Source organism: Paraburkholderia sp. MM5482-R2 (assembly GCF_050436125.1).
Classification (GTDB): domain Bacteria; phylum Pseudomonadota; class Gammaproteobacteria; order Burkholderiales; family Burkholderiaceae; genus Paraburkholderia; species Paraburkholderia tuberum.
Window position 1 is genome coordinate 2,792,151 of sequence record NZ_JBNDLP010000002.1, and the last position, 15,871, is coordinate 2,808,021.

Annotated in this window: 16 protein-coding genes; 11 read left to right on the plus strand and 5 right to left on the minus strand. The window is 63.9% G+C overall.

Annotated elements, in window-relative coordinates; translation table 11 throughout:
• Positions 1-146 precede the first annotated feature (146 nt).
• Entirely contained in the window at positions 147-359 is a 213-nt protein-coding gene (locus tag OKW37_RS15665) for a helix-turn-helix transcriptional regulator (protein WP_429405488.1), read from the plus strand.
• 17 nt (positions 360-376) lie between these two features.
• On the opposite strand, the gene OKW37_RS15670 is transcribed toward OKW37_RS15665, so the two are convergent.
• Genes OKW37_RS15670 through mobH form a run of 4 tightly spaced genes read right to left on the minus strand, consistent with a single transcriptional unit; the run spans position 377 to position 5,920 of the window.
• Positions 377-823 carry an SET domain-containing protein gene (locus OKW37_RS15670; protein WP_429405486.1) on the minus strand — a complete coding sequence of 149 codons (447 nt, stop codon included), beginning with the start codon at positions 821-823 and terminating at the stop codon, positions 377-379.
• A gap of 54 nt (positions 824-877) precedes the next feature.
• Positions 878-1,576 carry a DUF4400 domain-containing protein gene (locus OKW37_RS15675; protein WP_429405484.1) on the minus strand — a complete coding sequence of 233 codons (699 nt, stop codon included), beginning with the start codon at positions 1,574-1,576 and terminating at the stop codon, positions 878-880.
• A 16-nt stretch (positions 1,577-1,592) separates the two neighbouring features.
• Positions 1,593-3,740 (minus strand): type IV conjugative transfer system coupling protein TraD, encoded by a 2,148-nt coding sequence (traD, locus tag OKW37_RS15680; RefSeq protein WP_429408395.1) that lies wholly within the window; start codon positions 3,738-3,740, stop codon positions 1,593-1,595.
• 23 nt (positions 3,741-3,763) lie between these two features.
• Positions 3,764-5,920 carry a MobH family relaxase gene (gene mobH, locus OKW37_RS15685; RefSeq protein ID WP_429405482.1) on the minus strand — a complete coding sequence of 719 codons (2,157 nt, stop codon included), beginning with the start codon at positions 5,918-5,920 and terminating at the stop codon, positions 3,764-3,766.
• 638 nt (positions 5,921-6,558) lie between these two features.
• Here mobH and OKW37_RS15690 point away from each other — a divergent pair.
• The 8 genes from OKW37_RS15690 to OKW37_RS15725 all read left to right on the plus strand — a co-directional run bounded on the left by OKW37_RS15690 (position 6,559) and on the right by OKW37_RS15725 (position 13,760).
• Positions 6,559-7,089 carry a lytic transglycosylase domain-containing protein gene (locus OKW37_RS15690; RefSeq protein WP_429405480.1) on the plus strand — a complete coding sequence of 177 codons (531 nt, stop codon included), beginning with the start codon at positions 6,559-6,561 and terminating at the stop codon, positions 7,087-7,089.
• Positions 7,086-8,135 (plus strand): CpaF family protein, encoded by a 1,050-nt coding sequence (locus OKW37_RS15695; RefSeq protein WP_429405478.1) that lies wholly within the window; start codon positions 7,086-7,088, stop codon positions 8,133-8,135. Before OKW37_RS15690 ends, OKW37_RS15695 begins: the two co-directional genes overlap by 4 nt.
• A complete protein-coding gene (locus tag OKW37_RS15700; RefSeq protein ID WP_429405476.1) occupies positions 8,128-8,550 on the plus strand; it encodes a hypothetical protein in 423 nt (140 codons plus the stop codon). Before OKW37_RS15695 ends, OKW37_RS15700 begins: the two co-directional genes overlap by 8 nt.
• A gap of 107 nt (positions 8,551-8,657) precedes the next feature.
• On the plus strand, positions 8,658-8,936 hold the full coding sequence (locus OKW37_RS15705; protein ID WP_026226266.1) for a VirB3 family type IV secretion system protein: 279 nt from the start codon (positions 8,658-8,660) through the stop codon (positions 8,934-8,936).
• Positions 8,930-11,608: a VirB4 family type IV secretion system protein gene (locus OKW37_RS15710; protein WP_429405474.1), complete on the plus strand. Its 2,679-nt coding sequence runs from the start codon at positions 8,930-8,932 to the stop codon at positions 11,606-11,608. The genes OKW37_RS15705 and OKW37_RS15710 overlap by 7 nt, the downstream gene beginning before the upstream one ends.
• Before the next feature lie 22 nt (positions 11,609-11,630).
• Positions 11,631-12,494 carry a conjugal transfer protein TrbJ gene (locus OKW37_RS15715; RefSeq protein WP_429509867.1) on the plus strand — a complete coding sequence of 288 codons (864 nt, stop codon included), beginning with the start codon at positions 11,631-11,633 and terminating at the stop codon, positions 12,492-12,494.
• Positions 12,475-12,702 carry a hypothetical protein gene (locus tag OKW37_RS15720; RefSeq protein ID WP_429509868.1) on the plus strand — a complete coding sequence of 76 codons (228 nt, stop codon included), beginning with the start codon at positions 12,475-12,477 and terminating at the stop codon, positions 12,700-12,702. Before OKW37_RS15715 ends, OKW37_RS15720 begins: the two co-directional genes overlap by 20 nt.
• A 29-nt stretch (positions 12,703-12,731) precedes the next feature.
• Positions 12,732-13,760, plus strand: coding sequence for a type IV secretion system protein (locus tag OKW37_RS15725; RefSeq protein WP_429405468.1), 1,029 nt, complete (start codon positions 12,732-12,734; stop codon positions 13,758-13,760).
• Positions 13,761-13,762: 2 nt separating this feature from the next.
• On the opposite strand, the gene OKW37_RS15730 is transcribed toward OKW37_RS15725, so the two are convergent.
• Complete coding sequence (locus tag OKW37_RS15730) at positions 13,763-14,026, minus strand: hypothetical protein (protein WP_429405466.1); 264 nt, start codon at positions 14,024-14,026, stop codon at positions 13,763-13,765.
• Between the two features lie 75 nt (positions 14,027-14,101).
• On the opposite strand from OKW37_RS15730, the gene OKW37_RS15735 reads away from it, so the two are divergent.
• Complete coding sequence (locus OKW37_RS15735) at positions 14,102-14,848, plus strand: VirB8/TrbF family protein (protein ID WP_429509869.1); 747 nt, start codon at positions 14,102-14,104, stop codon at positions 14,846-14,848.
• Positions 14,845-15,870 (plus strand): TrbG/VirB9 family P-type conjugative transfer protein, encoded by a 1,026-nt coding sequence (locus tag OKW37_RS15740; RefSeq protein WP_429408393.1) that lies wholly within the window; start codon positions 14,845-14,847, stop codon positions 15,868-15,870. Before OKW37_RS15735 ends, OKW37_RS15740 begins: the two co-directional genes overlap by 4 nt.
• Position 15,871: the final 1 nt, after the last annotated feature.

The window sequence follows — 15,871 nt, forward strand, 5'->3', positions numbered from 1 at the left end:
CGCCAGCGTGTCGCGCTAAGTCTGAAAGCCTGCCGTGATCTCTCCATGCCAACTGTTACATCCCGTTGCCACCTTGCTAGTCCATTGCAGGCAGCCAAGCTCCGTGGATAATCGCACATGACAAGTGCAACCCGGAGACGTACAAAATGGACCAGGTAATGCGCATGAGGGATGTCGTGAAAAAGATCGGCCTGTGCCGAGCCACCATCTATGCAATGATCAGCCGCGGGGAGTTCCCGCGGCCGATTCGCATCGGCGAACGTGCAACGGGTTGGCGCGAGTCGGAACTGGAAGCTTGGCTTGCTAACCGAACTTCGGCCCGAGAGCGATCGACGCCTGCGCTGTCGCAGCGCCGCTGACTTGCCCGTCGGTGGCATCACCATGATTCAACTGCCAGCATTGTTCCCCGGCAAGCTGCTGAACCGCAGCGGCAGGCATAACACAGTCTCGCCCCTTCGTCTGGCGGCTCGTCGAGTTCGAGCCTGTAGTCGAGAAAAAGCTCTTCGCCGGGCGCAATCGTGCTCGACGCGTGGATGAACACGCGGCCGTCGATCTCGATTGCCTCGCAGTTGGCATTGCACGAGTGATTCAGCCAGCGCGCGCTGTTTCCTCTTCGCCCGCCGTCGATCACCCGCCCGTCAGACAGGCCGAAGAGATAGGTATGGCCGACAGCGCCACTCTTCCTGTACTGTCTGATCGCCATTCGCCACGCGATCCGCTCCCCCTTATATTCGAAGATCCGCTCACCTGCTTCCAGCGCCCGTAGCGAGAATACTCCCCGCCCGTGCACGGGCGAGCACCGAACCACCACTCGTCGCGGCATGACCTGCCTGCCCTCCTTTCTGAGTGGCCGAAGTATAGGGCGGCAAATTGTGATCTACGTGTATTTCTTGAAGTACTTGGCCATGTTCCATATTCCGACCACGATCATCATCGAGACCGGCCAGAACAGAAGGAAGATAGGTAGACGTACCGGCGCCACAAGCCAGACGATTGCAGTCAACGGGACGACGCCGAACGTCAACAAGTGCTTCGCGTGGTGGTAACGCGTCGCCGACTCATGTCCGCCCTGTGAGCGTCTCACGTGTCGCGCAACCAGACCGTCGGCGAGGGCAACCGCAATCGCGAGCACGAACTGCGGGACCGTCATCATGAGCATTGCGATGCGAACCCCGAAGAGCTTAATGCCGTACATCGCCACAACGAGCGCCTCGCGCGTCGCGCCGGAAAATGCCGGCCGCAGGAATGAACCCAGACCTTGTGATGTCAGGACGCCTGCCTCCGATGCCCGCGCTGACGCATCAATGCCAGTCCAGCCGAACCAGCACCAGTACGCGGAGTCCGCCGCCCGCGCAGCCAGTCCTGGATCGGTGGTCTCATTCAGGTAATAGCGAAGGAGCTCCTGCATCCCGCCCACCGGATCATCGCGCCACAACGAGTGGGCCGCTGCGAGGTCGGCCAGCACCGCCAAAATACTCGCGAGTAGCAGCCAGAGTGCCGCGTGGATCGCCAGATCGACGACCCAGAAAAATGACTTCACTCCGTCCGCATTGCCATCGCGCGTCTTGGCGGCCATGATCGCTCCTGTGTCGTCAGAACCCGGCGCCCTTGCCTTCAATAGCCCACGGTCCGGACACCGAAACCGCATCGTTGGCACCCATCTCTACCGGCATGAAGCTGCCCACCGCGCCACCAATGGCGTCGGGTGACACGCCGCCGGCGTCATCAAATGGCGACACGGCCTGAACGTAGGACGCATAGCGGGACCGCATGTCCGCCACCACATCGTCCAGCCCAGGCAGCATGATTGGGTCGTGCGCGTCGAGCAGCGGCAGCCGGACCTTCACGAGTTGGCCGCCCTCAATGAGCGCAAACGCCTGGCCCTTGGGCAACTGCGTCAGGTCGGACGCCTGCAGCATCGGTACCTGTCGCACCGAAATCTGGTCGTGTGTCTGGGCCGTGAAATGCACGCCCTCGCCGCGCCGTACTGCGTCCGTCGCCGATGAGGCGAGCGTGAGCGATTTCACATCGATCATCGGAAGCTGGTCGGTCAGGATCTTCGCGGTCGTCACGTACTTCACGCGCAGCATCACGAGCGTGTTGAAATTCCCGAAGATCTGCTCGGCCTTAGCGCGTGAGCCAATCTTTGCCTCAAGGTCGGCGCTCGTCTGCGTGTAGGCGGTGACCTGGTAACCCGCGCCCCCCGCCTTGTTGACCATCGGCACGAATTCGTCGCCGACCAGTTCGTTGAACTCGTCCGCATGGATCGACACGCGGCGCCTGCCGCCCACGTTGCTTTGTCCGTAGCTGTGCCCATACTTGTAGATTCGGCCTGCGCTCGACGTCAGATCGGCGAACATTGCGTTGCCGACCACACCCGCCACCTCGAAATCCGATAGCGCGTCGAGTCCGACATAGACAATGCCACCGCGGTCCATCACGCGATTCCAGTCGAACACGGGACGCGAATCATGGGGATCGTTATAGTCGGGCGACAGCAGTTCCGATGTCCGCCCTGTGGTGAGCTTTTCCAGGAGCGGATACAGCGACGACACGAGCTTGTCGAAATACGAGCGCTCGTTGCTGATGACCGACAGCAGGCCATTGGCGATCGGATCGGTCCAGCCCTGCTGCCGGATCAGGTTCGCCACCTGCAGCACTTCCTGGTTGCGCTGCAGGCGCATCGCTTGCTTCGCCTCCTCCTTGTCCAGCGGTTCCAGCCCATCCTCCCATCCTGGGTGATCGCGATCGAGCCAGAAGCGGAAGTACCGTAACGCGAGAGCGTCGATGTTCACTGCGTTCCGGTAGATCATCTCGTAGGTCGGACGGATGCCGAGCGCACTCATCGCGCGCGCCATCACGTTCACGAAGCGCCAGACGAAATCCCGGAATGCGGCCGACTGGCCCTCCTTCGGCAGGTTGCCGGCGATACGGGTCGCCACCTCCGTGATCCGCGAATACGTGCCAATCGGACTATAGCGCGCGGATTTGTCCGGGTAGCCCAGATGGAAAAACGTGAACTCGCTCTCCCGCCCGCAACGTTTCGCCTCGGCGTACATGCGCAGCAGCAGGTCGACGTCGCCTTTCGGATCGAACACGATCACGATATCGCCGCGGCGGATGTCCTGGGCAACCAGGACCTCGCACAGCCGGGTCTTGCCCACGCGCGTCGTGCCAAGCACCGCCATGTGCCCCACACGCTCGCCGATGTCGAACCAGATCTCCCTCTCATCCGGTTCGACGCCATGCAGTGCCGGATCACCACCGACTTGAGGCAATGGCGCGACCGGATTCCACCATGCTCCGCAACGCGTCACACCCGCGATCGGGCTATCGGGATACCGACGCTCATGATCCCGCGCCCGGTCGTACAAGTCATTGCGGGCAAGCAGCCGGCGGTTTTCGGGAAAACGGGCCTGATAGAGCCGCTGCGTGTGAATGACGCTCCAGCGGAAGCCGCGCCCGAGAAACACTTCCTTCGCGGTGCACGGAATGTCGGCTGCAGGGATCACATACTGCGGCAAGCGTCGGAGGTTGCGCTGGAAATGGATCAACCGCCATGCCTGTCGCCCGCGAACGCAGGCCAGTGACAGGAGCGCAAGGGTCGAGACTCCACCCGTGGCGGGCGTGATAAGGAAGAGCGCCGCGTGGGACCAGAGGATGCCGGTCGCTGCGAGCGCAGCCACGGAGGACAGCAGTTCGACGGGCCTGCGAAAGAAGTTCTCGACCGGATACGCCATCGCCGTTGTCCCGATGCCCCCGATCACACCCCAGACGACTGAGGCAAATCCGCCTCTTCCGTTGCGACCGCCTTCTGCTTCGACTGGATCATCGCGTTCGGCGGTGGCACGGGATTGAAGAACCGCCCCGGCTCCGGAACGAACATCACAGATAGCTGCCGGCCGCCGGCGCCTTTGATGGTGTAGTGGAGCAGATAGGACCGGCCTGCGCCGCCGGCATCGGCTGTCACCGGATAGCCGGATTTCTGGAAATCGCGCTGGACTTGCTTCCACGGCTCCGGGGTCCGTCCATCTTCGGTGGGCGTCTGCTCGATCGCGTCGGGATGCGCCTGCGCGAAATCCCGGAAGATCGCCGGCGTCACAAGCAGCATGCCTTCCGGCACAAAATGCACACGGGCCATCGATTCGTTGTACGGCAACCCGCCCGTAGCCACGCCCTCCTGCACCCAGGCCATGAATCGTTCCGCATTCGGCCGCAGCTGCCGGGCCCCCGCCCGAGCGGCAATGGATCGCGACGGAACCCGCCCCTTTTCGCGCGGGCGAACCGGCGCACTCACTTGATCCGGTATGGGTGCATCGTCGTTGCCCATGCCGTGCGCCACGACCACTTCGTCACTGAGCACGGCAGCGCTCTCTGCGTCCGGCAGATACGCCGGCTCGCCGTCGTTCATGGACGAAGCACCGGCATCAGAAGCGGCCCGCTCCTGCGACGCAGGTGAGTCATCGTCCGCTTTATGCCGATCCCGCCGATCTCGTTCTTCGCGCGCGGTTGACGCCGCGGCGTCTGGCGCGTCGACGCTTTGATCTACCGCCGCCGTCACCGGGTCCCCGACTGGGGACGGCCGTTCCCGGTCACGCTCTGCGCGCGCGGCCAATATACCGTCATCAGCTCGGTCGACACATTCAGCCGCCGGGGTCGGCTCGGCGCCCACTTCGATGGTCTGAACCGAGCCCGCAGGCAGAGCGCGGGGGTAGTGAGCAGATTCGGCGTAGAGCCGATCAAGCGGAAAACGCAGAACCGTGAAGGTTTGCTTCCATGCGCCTATCGCGACTGCGATCGTCCAGATGGCACCGCCTTCCGGCGTAGGCACAAGCGCACCGTATTCCTGCCAGGTGTCGAAGAGCCGGTTATTGTCCGCCGGAATCCCTGCCGCGCCGCTCTGTTGCTGCTCATGCGAAGCGAGGTAAGCTCGGACGGCCTCGGCCAGCGTTTTCGCCACGCACCAGAGCGATTCGCCGTCGCAATAGCCGGTCGCGCCGGCGCGGTTGAGCGACATGCCGCCCTCGGCCAGAAGCCGTCGCAGCCCCTCCATCAGCCGCTCGATCAGCGGCACCGCGCGCGCCGAGGCGAACCGCGTACGGGGACCGGCCAGCAGGTTTTCCACGACCGAGCGGCGATCCGCGTCACCCACAATCTTCGCGAGCGCGCTGTCTTTCGAACTGGCCTCTCCGGACAGGTATGCAGCCAGTTCCTGCAGCACGGGCGGATACTGGGCCAGCCAGCTCAACGATGCCGGTGGCACGAGGCGCTGCAGCAGCACGATGGCGAGACGCGAATGGGCACCGTAATCGCGCTCGGCGGGCGCAGGGAAATCCACGCAATACCACGCGCCACCCTGCTCGTTCATGCTGCCGGCCATCGGCACCCAGGGACGGACGTCATGCCCGATGGCCAGTTCGACTTTCAGGTCCGCGAGCGGCTTGCCGATGTCGTGCAGCAGCGCGCTGACCAAAACCCCATAGCTGCACCGCGCCTGATGCTGCATCTGGTCTTCGGGACTCGCCCCGAGCGGCAGCCGGTACCCTTCACGGAAATGCAGCGCAAAGCGCGCTACCTCAAGCAGATGGATCAGCAGGCCGCCCGGTTGCGCGTGATGATGCGACTCAGACGCGGGCAGGAGTTGCACGAATTCCGCGAGTCGCTGCAGCAACGGTTCGAGGTCACGCTGCTCGCTCCCAGGCGACAGCCCGAGACTGCTGGCGATACGCCGGACTGTCCCCTCCGCACCCGTTCGCTGAATCAGCTCACGGTATCCCAGTACCGGCAGATACTTTGGTGAAGGCGACACGCTGTGCCTGTCAGGCGGCGCGGGCGGTGCAGCCGGCGGCACCGGCGGCGTCGCCTGCACCATCGACGATCGTGGCAACTTCAACCAGTTAAGGGCATTGGCAAAAGCCATGTGGGGTTTCCAGCAGAACGGGAGAACGGGACTGACCTCGTCATGAGGCGCGCGACTCAACGCGTCGCATTGTTCAACCGTACGCACTGGCCCGCAGCGCCTGCCGCAAATGGCTGCACGAGAACGTGCCGCACCGCGCAGTCATGCTGCTGGACAGATCGCCGCGATTACGCGTCGCCGCCTGTCCTTTCCCGGCCTTCTGCGGCAAAGGCCGTGGCGTTTTTGTCCACCTTTTTTGCCCTTCGCCGTTTGCGCGTTTGAGCGGGTGATGCGATTCATCCCAGCTTCACCCGCGGCCTTTGGATTGGGCCCTTCCCTTTGAGCCGTCCTTTGTTTCCCTTGCCTTTGCAGCCTTCTGCAGACGCCTTTGCATTGCGCTGGACGGTTGGCCCCACGCGAGACGCGCCGATCTCCGGCCCTCAAAAAAACCGGCTCGCCCAACTGCGAATACGGGCAGGCATCCTCCCAGTCGCGCGTCTTCGCTGCCTACAGTAAACCCGTCGGACCTTCCCCCTGGGCCGACGCGCGCTGTTGGCCTGCCGGGGTGTTCCCCGCGCCCCGGCAGGTCCTTTTTCTCTGATGGCTGGCGCGGCCAGGTCGTGGTCACCGGATCACGGCCACGAACAGACGAGGTCAAGGTGAAGCGTGTAGGGATCGTTCTTGCTAGTGCTGTGCTCTGCGGCTCGGCCGCTACTGCCCGGGCCGACTGCATCGACGACGCCGCGCGGTTTCATCACGTGAGCGCACGGCTCGTGCGCGCGATTGCCACCATCGAATCCGGACAGCGCGCGAATGTCGTCCGCCTGAACGCAGACGGCACGACCGACATCGGCCTGATGCAGATCAACAGCCGGTGGCTCGCTACGCTCTCGCGCTTCGGGATCTCACGTGCGGACCTCCATGACCGCTGTACCAACGCCTACGTCGGCGCGTGGGTCCTGTCGCAGAACCTCCGCCATCTCGGCCTGACGTGGGATGCCGTGGGCGCCTATAACGCCGGCACACACGTGAAGCGCATTGCCTACGCGCGCCGCGTCTATCGCGCACTCAACACGGCCCCGCCCCTGCCGTCCGCGCCGGCCACTCCGCTCGCGGTGCAGGGCCCGGGGCTGATCGAAAAGCTGTTCCGGCCGATCACGTGGCACGCGACATGGGGAGCTGGACGATGAGCCGGCTCACGTACGAATACGCGATCGAGGTACTGAACGACTACCTCGGCCCGCTTCAACCGATGCTCGCCGATCCGAACGTGCAGGAGATCATGATCAACCGCGCCGATGCGATCTTCGTCGAGCGCAACGGGAAAGTAACGTACGTCCCCGGCTGCGACCTGGATCCGGACGCACTGGATCGCGCCATCACGATTCTCGCCAACGTTAATGCCAAGGAGCAGACGCCGGTGCTCGATGCCCGACTGCCGGGTCTGCGCATTGCCGCCGCCCGGCATCCTGTGGCCGTCCATGGCGACATGATGTCGATCCGCAAGCACACGCGCCGCCGCATTGGACTAGCCGACTACGAGCGCAGCGGGGCATTCGACGTGCTGCCAGGTACGAAGTCGCCCGCCGCGCGCCGCCAGAATGCCGTGCTACTGGGCCGTCTTGCATCGGGCGGCGCCGCGCTGCGCGAGTTCTTTGAATGGGTCATGCGCGAGCGGATCAACGTCGCGTTCTCCGGTGGCACCTCATCTGGCAAGACCACGATGCTCAACGCGATGATCGATGCGATGCCGCAGGAAGACCGCGTCATCACGATCGAGGACACGGCCGAACTGCAGGTGCACGCGCCCAATCACGTCGCGTTCGAGACCAATCTCGGCATCACCATCCGCGACCTTGTGCGCTTTTCGCTGCGCGTACGCCCTGACCGCATCATCGTCGGCGAGGTCCGTGGCGCCGAAGCCTTCGACCTGATGGAAGCACTCAACACCGGGCACCCCGGCTCGATCGTCTCGTTCCATGCCGACTCATCCGACACCGCCCCCGCGCGGCTGGAGTCGCTCATCCGCATGAGCGACGAAGGGCGGCTCCTGTCGATTGACGACCTACGCCAGAAGATCGCCTCCACGTTCCGGTTCTTCGTGCATGCAGAACGCCAGGGCGCGGCGCGCGGCCCGGTCGAAATCCGCGAGGTGCTCTGTGCAGGGGACGGCCGCTATCAGACCCGGTGCCTCTTTTCCCGCTTCGCCTCCCACGAGGAGCTGGCCCATGCATGAATCACGTCAACGGGACCGGTGGCCCCGTGCCGCCCTTCTCTTCATCACCGCGCTTCGCAACCGTTGTGTGGATCTGCGTGACGCGTGGCGAACCATTGTCATCCGTCATCACAGAGCACTGCACTTGTTCTTCACGGCCTTCTGGCTCGCTTTAATTCCGACCATTGCACACGCGGGCATCTGGAACGGCGGGCTGTGCACCGTCTACCAGGACGTGCTCGATAACGAGCTGCTCGAGGTCGTGTCGCTCTCGGCGCTCGTCGGCTCCATCGTGCTGTGGCTGCTCGACGATGGTCGCAGCAACATCAAGACGCATGTGCTGCGCGGCGTGCTCGGCACGCTCGCGATCCTGAACATGCCGCTGCTGTGGGCGCAGGTGTTCAACCACGGCGCTGCCTGCACGGGCACCATCTGACGAGGTCCGGCATGGATACGCATCGCCCTGACGCACGTGACGCATCCGTCGGCGCCGTCGATCCGCTGGATCCACTTGACCCACTCGCCGCGCGCGTTCGAAAGACCATGCTCGAACAGTTCCTGCTGCTCGGGATCGACCGCAAATGGTGCATCGCGCAGGGTGCCATAGTCATCACGTTCGCCGCAGGCCTGCGCAACGGCTGGGTACTGCTCGCGGTGCTGGTCACACATCCCGTATTGTGGCTCGCCGTGCGGCGCGATCCCGACCAGATCCGCTGCTATGCGAAATACAGCCGGCAGGGCGACTACTATGAGCCGCGTCAGCTGCTGCGTCAGAAGATCAATGCCCGCCCGAAAGGCTTCGCCCGAGGCATGCCGTGCTGAAACCGACCCGCTCGCCGTTTGACGCCGAGTCGCTCGCACAGGTCGCGCAGCGCACCGATGGCGATCGCCGTTCCACCGCCGAGATGGTGCCGTGGCTCTTTCGCTTTAGCGACACGCTCATCGTCAACAAGGACTCGTCGGTGATGGCGAGCTATGAGTTCTCCGGACCGGATGCCGACGCGTTGTCGACCGGCCATATCCTCGAACTGATGGAGAACCTGATTACGTCGCTGCGTGACATCGCCCGTCGGCCCGTCACGATGTGGTGGACGATTCACCGCCGTCGCAGCGCGCGCTATCTCACTGTACCGATGCCAGATCCGGTGGCGCAACGGGTCGACGATGCGCGGCGCGAAACGTTCGAGCGCGGCGCCAATTATACGAACCGTCATTTTGTGACGTTCACGCTGGCCCCGGACGTCGGCATCGACCGGTTCGCCGGCAAGATCACGCACGGTATGACACATGACGAGCTGTCAATCGCCAAGGCGCTGATGCAGGCCGTGCGCGGCACGTTCTCCGACCAGTACCTGTTCGCCTATACGGCGTCAGAACTGGCCGCCGTCGTCGAAACCTTCGAGAACATCCTGTTCGGCTTCGTCGCGAGCAACCCGCGCCTGGCCTGCCGGCGCCTGAGTGGTCCGGCACTCGGTGCGTTCATGCATGCGTGCTGCTCCCCGCCGAGCGATCACGTATCGGCCGTGCCCATACCGGACATCCCTGCACTCGACCTCGCGCTGTGCGATACGGAGGTCCGGCCAGGTCACGACTACCTGCACTTCTATTCGCATGGACGCCAGCGCTTCGCTATCGCGGCGGGTATTCCTGCCCGCCGCGACTTCTGGCCAGACACGATGTTGCCCACGAGCCTGGACGGCCTGATGAAGGTGCCCGGGGAACTCACGGTCAGCCACTGCTTCCGTCTCACCACGCCCAACGCCGCGATGCGTTTCATCGACAGCGTGCGCCGCTATCATGAGGGCCGCCGGCTCGACACGCGTTCACTGCTCGCCGCTACGCTGCGCGGTGGCGACACGTCCGGCGCGCGACAGAACCAGTCTCGCTCCGCCGCCGCAGACGACGCGAACCGGCGCGTGGGCAAGGTCGAAATGGCCGAGGAGATGTACGGGTACTACAACCTGTCCGCGCTTTCCTTCTCGCCCGTTTTCGAGACGGCGCCGTTCGATGACGACACAGCCGTCGAAGCCGCGTGGGCGCAGGTGGTCATGACCCACCGCGCCGTCGAAGAAGCGCTGCGAGCCGCGCATTTCGCGCCCGTGCGCGAAACGCTTCACGCGTTCTCGGCCTTCGCGACGAGCATCCCCGGCATGTGGCGCGAATGCGCGCGCTGGTCGTTCGTCGATACCGCAGCGCTTGCCCGCCTGCTGCCGCTGCGCGGTGTCTCCGAAGGGCACCCGATCAACGCCCACCTGACGAAGGAAACCGGCACGCTCTGCCCTGCGCTCGCCGCGTTTCCAACCGAGTTCGGCACGCCCTACTGGTTCACCGCCTTCCTCGCCGATGTCGGGCACATGCTGGTCTGTGGCCGCACCGGATTCGGCAAGACGATCTTCATGCTGCTGTGCGCGACGCTCTTTCGCAAGTACCCGAACGCTTGGCTGTACGGATTCGACAAGGACCTGTCGATGCGCATCCCGACCATCCTGCAGGGCGGCCGCCACCTGCAGTTCGATCATGGCGCAGCCGGCGCTTCGGCAGACGAGCAGGCGCAAATGAACCCGCTCGTGCTGCTCGCGGAACTGCGCCACATGGAATTCCTCGCCGAATGGATCGTGATGCTGGCGCAGCAGCGCGGCACCTATCGCGTGACGGCGAGCGACCGCCGCGAACTCGAGAAGGCGCTTGCCGCGACGCGCAGCCGCGCCGACCGACGCCTGTGGCGACTGCGCACCGTCCACGCGTCGCTACCTGCGGGGCCGCTTGCCGACGAACTGGCCCTGTGGGTGGGCTCCGCCGTACACGCGCATTACTTCGACAACTTTAACGACAGTTTCGACGACACGCGATGGGTGTCGATGGCGACTGACCGGATTCTCGCGAACCCTGTGATCGCGCGGCCGTTCCTGTCGTATGTGACGTACCGCATCCAGGATTCGATGGAACAACGGCGTGCCAAGGGCGTTATCGGCCCGACGCTCGTGATGCTGCCCGAGATCTGGAACCTGCTTGACGACGACGCGTTCGCAGCGCAGATCGGCAACTGGATCGTCACGATGCGCAAGAAGCTCGGCTGCGTCTGGATGGATGCGCAGTCACCCGAGCAGGTCTCGACTTCGAAAATCTGGCCGCAGATCCGCGACAACGTGCTCGTACGCGTATTCGTGCCAGTCGAGAATTTCACGCCGTCCGCGAAAGCCGCCTATCAACGCGATTTCGGTCTTTCCGACGGACAGGTCCGCACGATCCAGCAGCTCATCGCGAAGCGCGACTACTTCATTACCGAACAGGGCGGTGCATCGCGCCGAATTTCGGTGCCGCTCGATCCGGCATCAATCGCCATCCTCCGGTCGGAGTTGAGCGCGCAGCTGATATTCGACCGGCACCTGCATTCCGGTCATCCGGACTGGAGGGCACGGTACATCGAGGAGGCCATGGCACAGCCCAGCACGGACACGGCGGCATGGGCCGAATCGGAGGCCCATCATGCGTGAGCCCGTACTTCGTCGAGCCGGCGTGGCCGCCGCCCTCGCCCTAGTCCTTCACACGGGCAGCGTCCGCGCCGGCGGCGGGATGACGGGCGGCGCGACCGAAATCACGCAGTTGTTGAACCACGCCGAGCTCGTTTCGTCGGTCGCCCAGCAGGCGCAGATGGTGGAGCAGAACGTTCAGGCGCAACTCACCCGCCTACAGCAGTACGTCACGATGGTCCAAAACCTGAAGCAGGTTCCGGCGTCGCTGATCGACCAGACCATCGCCCCCTACCGCACGCAGATCACGAACTTCCAGTCGCTCTCCACGGCCATCACACAGCTCGAGCAGGCGGCGAGCGCCACGAGCAGCCTGTTCGGCCGCAGCCTCACCGAGATGAATACGACGGGCATGTCGCCTGCCCTGTGGCTGTCGGCTTACACGTCGCTTGCCTCGACGCGCGGCGGCATCTACCAGCAGCAACTGACGCAGGATATGCAGAACCTGAACACGCTCGCCGACCGCGCGCAGAACCTGCAGCAGATCCAGTCGCAGATTCCGAACGTCACGGGCGCCGTGCAGGGCCTGCAGATGCTGAACCAGCAGTCGAACGTGCTCGCAGGCGAGATGGTCGACCTGCATGCGCTCATGCAGCGGCAGGTCGCGCAGCAGATGCAGGACCGCATCGCACAATCGCAGGCCCAGGGTAACGCGGCGAAGCTCGCCACCGCGCGCGCTGCGGCGCTCGGCCAGATCAACCAGCAGGAACAGCAGAGACGACACAGGGCGCACCCGACTTCGACCTGCTGCAGGACCAGTAGGGGGAGCGGCTGTGCTGTTGCGCTGGCTAGTCCGCCATCTCTGTACGACGCCCGCCGAGCTACGTGTGGTGCTGCACGCCATCCGTGAATATCGGCTCCGCAGCGTTATTCCATTCGATCAGCGCGATCCGGGCTGGACGTTCGACCAGCGCATTACCCGCAGCGTCCGGCTGTCGCTGCTCGTCGGGCTGCTGGTGGTGCACGCGGAAAATCCGCAGGTTTTTGCGGCGGCCTGGATCGCACTGCCGCTCGCCCTACTGCTCGGGCTGCTGCGCCTTGCCGGCGGTCTGCGGTAGGGGCGTCCCATATTCGACTGGACCAGGTCATGAACGACGTCATCTCTGTGCTCAACGCCCTCTTCGCCGCGATGCAGGCGAAGGGCACGAGCCTGCAAACGTTGTTCGTCTCCGACGGCATCGACCTGCTCGCCGCGCTTGGCCTGATCATGGCGACATGGCACGTGTTCCTGTGGCTGCTCGAAGGTGACTTCCCCGGCTTCTTCGCGAACCTCTTCCGTCACCTGATCAGATGCGCCGTCATCCTTGTGATGCTCACGGCCTGGTCCGGCACGGTGCATAGCTACTTCGTCGACAACATGCAGACCATGGCCTCGCGCGTGTCCGGTGGCGAAGGCAACCCCGGTGACCTGCTGCGAGCTCTGGTCAACGCCGCCTCGACCATTATGCAGGGCGTGCGGACGGAAGCCGCCCAAGTCTGCGAGCAGGTGCCGGACGTGACGCCCGATGGCGTTGTGATCCCGAACACCGCGCATCAGGAATGCGGGACCGCGAGCGATGCCGGGACGAATTCGGCAGGTCTGAGCTCGGTCTGGACGCTCATCAAGAATCTGCCGCTGGTCCTGCTGGCGTTTCTCGCGAAGGCACTCGCGATCATCGCGATCACGCTGATGACGATGATCTTCGTGGTGGTCGTGCAGTTCGGCTCGTTTCTGCTCGACATCGCCTTCTGCCTCGGGCCCGTACTCATCCCCTGGTACGTCCTGCCCGCCGGCGAATTCCTCTTCGATGGCTGGCTGCGCTTCACGATTTCCGCAGGGCTCTTCAAGGTGGTCGCGTGGCTGATGATGGCGATCGTCTATAGCGGCGTGCTGCCGGGCATCCAGAGTCTCATACAACAGAGCGCGACGCAGAACGGCACGAATAGCGACGCGTACTACGCGACAAACTACCTGGCGATGCTGGCGCTCGCGCTCGTCTGTGGAGTGGGGGCTTTCATGATGTGGCAGGTGCCCGAGATTGCGAGAGCGCTTGTTACCGGGGGTGGCGGAGGAGCAGTAAAGGGCTTTGGGAAGGGCGCGATCGGTCGCCAGATCACACCGGGGATCTTCAAATGAGGTCAGTGATGGTGATCTTGCTGGTGCGACGCGTAGTACGACGCCCATTCCTGATCCTGCTGGTACCGCACCTCTTGATCGATGCGCTGCGCCTCCGCACGCTCCTTCGGTGTGGTCCCGATCCAAGACCAGGCGATGAATGCGGCCGCTCCCACAAGCATCATTGCCACGCCGAAATGCTGCGCGCCGACCTGATACAGGACGAACGCTGCGAACAGCAGGATCGGCAATATGAAGTACAGCAGGATGATCTTGAGCTTAGCCATGGCTGCACCCCTGCAGCAGGTGAACTGGATCCCAGTGTAGCACCGAGCGCATATTGCTGCCGGAAGGGTTGAGTCATGCACAAACACCCGCCCTTCCGCGCCTCTTCCGGCACCCAGACACCCGTCGCCGACCTTCCGTCGCCACCGCATACCGGCGAAGCGGTCACGGCATGGTTTGCCGCCTTCCAGCGGCCCCTCTGGGAAAAGCGGCTCGCAATCAAGGTGGCCGCCACGTTCGCGCTGATCGCTGCCGGTGAATGCGCTGCACTGATCGTGCAAAGTGTGCATAGCGGCCCGCGTCCGTATTTTGTCGAACACGACGAGAGGAGTGGCGCCGTATGGGTCTCGGACCGATACGCCGAAACCTACTCGGTCACCGCGGCGAACAAGCGCTATTTCCTCGTGAAATGGGCGTCGCGCGTCTTCACGATCGAAGCGGACAGCCAGGACACGCTCACGCGCCAGATCCCGGCCGCATTCGGCTGGACGTCTGGCGCCGCCACGCAAGAGCTGGAAACGTACATTACCGTGACCGATCCGGTCGCGCAGCGCGTCGTGCAGACGCCCGGCCTCACCCGCGAATTCATTGAGAACTCCACCTCGTTCTCACCCGATGGACAGGTCGCCTACCTGATCTTCACGGTGATCGAGAGCGTGAACGGCAAGCCCTCCCGCCCGAAACAGGTGCTGCTGACGATCAGCTTCCTTCTCGCGCCTGAAACGCTGAAATCCGGCGAAGAGAAGGACAATCCGATCGGGCTTCGTATCACCCACTTCAGCCTTACACCCTATCTGGGTGTCAATCCCGGAGCCACGCAATGAAGCTTCTTCTTTCGACTTCGTGCGTCACGGTGCTGCTTGCGGTGTGCGCCGCGACGGCCCGGGCCGAGGGCGCAGCGTCATCGCCTGCACCGTCCACGCCACTGCCCGCAAATATGGTGACGACAGCCCCGACGCAGCCCACGGAGAATGCCGTTCGCACGCCGACGCCGCGGCTCCGCGCCCGACACACGCCCGCGTCCCGTGCGCACATCAACGGTCCATATCCGGCGCCCGACGATTCGTCACTCGTCGTCTACGACTATGACCCGGACTACCTCTATCCCGTACTTGTGCGCACCAACGAGGAAACGCACCTGGCGTTCGGCCCCGACGAGGAAGTCACCGGCGTCTACCTGTCCGATACGGGCAAGCGCTGGCTCGAGCATACGGCGCTCACCAAGCGCGACGTGTTCATCGAGGCGCGCCTGCCCGGGCTCGACAATGCCGCGACGATCATCACGTCGCGCCGGCGCTACGAACTGGACCTGCGCTCATCGGACAATGGGACGGTCTATCACCGCGTCTCCTGGCACTACCTCGATACCGATGAGCAAATGACAGCGGGACAGGTCTCGCCCTTCGGCATCGAGTACCCGGGCAACGCTCCTGCGCCAAGCACGGGCGCACAGGCGAACGGAAGCGCGCAGGCGGCGTCGACTGTCGATGCGCGCTCAGGCGGTCCGCGCATCGCACTCGACCAGGCGAACTTCGACTATCGCGTGGAGGGAGATGCACCGTTCACGCCATTGACCGTTTTTGACGACGGAAGGTTCACGTATCTGCAGTTTCCCCACCGCGCCGAACTGCCCGCGATCCTGCTGATGGACGACAAGGGCCATGCTGAGATCGCTAGCTTCGTGCCGCTCGGCAACGACCTATTCGAGGTGCAGCAAATCGCCCCATACGGCCTGCTGCTCAAACGCGGCAAAGAGGAAGTACAAGTCTTTAACGGTCGAGGCAAAGGCTGCGGACTGTTCGGCTGTGATTCGGCCCGCATGAAGAACATCTACGGGAAACCGTGAA

Coding starts and splice junctions, on each gene's coding strand:
- OKW37_RS15665 (WP_429405488.1), top strand. CDS start 147: ATGGACCAGGTAATGCGCATGAGGGATGTCGTGAAAAAGATCGGCCTG.
- OKW37_RS15670 (WP_429405486.1), bottom strand. CDS start 823: ATGCCGCGACGAGTGGTGGTTCGGTGCTCGCCCGTGCACGGGCGGGGA.
- OKW37_RS15675 (WP_429405484.1), bottom strand. CDS start 1,576: ATGGCCGCCAAGACGCGCGATGGCAATGCGGACGGAGTGAAGTCATTT.
- traD (WP_429408395.1), bottom strand. CDS start 3,740: ATGGCGTATCCGGTCGAGAACTTCTTTCGCAGGCCCGTCGAACTGCTG.
- mobH (WP_429405482.1), bottom strand. CDS start 5,920: ATGGCTTTTGCCAATGCCCTTAACTGGTTGAAGTTGCCACGATCGTCG.
- OKW37_RS15695 (WP_429405478.1), top strand. CDS start 7,086: ATGAGCCGGCTCACGTACGAATACGCGATCGAGGTACTGAACGACTAC.
- OKW37_RS15700 (WP_429405476.1), top strand. CDS start 8,128: ATGCATGAATCACGTCAACGGGACCGGTGGCCCCGTGCCGCCCTTCTC.
- OKW37_RS15705 (WP_026226266.1), top strand. CDS start 8,658: ATGCTCGAACAGTTCCTGCTGCTCGGGATCGACCGCAAATGGTGCATC.
- OKW37_RS15725 (WP_429405468.1), top strand. CDS start 12,732: ATGAACGACGTCATCTCTGTGCTCAACGCCCTCTTCGCCGCGATGCAG.
- OKW37_RS15730 (WP_429405466.1), bottom strand. CDS start 14,026: ATGGCTAAGCTCAAGATCATCCTGCTGTACTTCATATTGCCGATCCTG.
- OKW37_RS15735 (WP_429509869.1), top strand. CDS start 14,102: ATGCACAAACACCCGCCCTTCCGCGCCTCTTCCGGCACCCAGACACCC.
- OKW37_RS15740 (WP_429408393.1), top strand. CDS start 14,845: ATGAAGCTTCTTCTTTCGACTTCGTGCGTCACGGTGCTGCTTGCGGTG.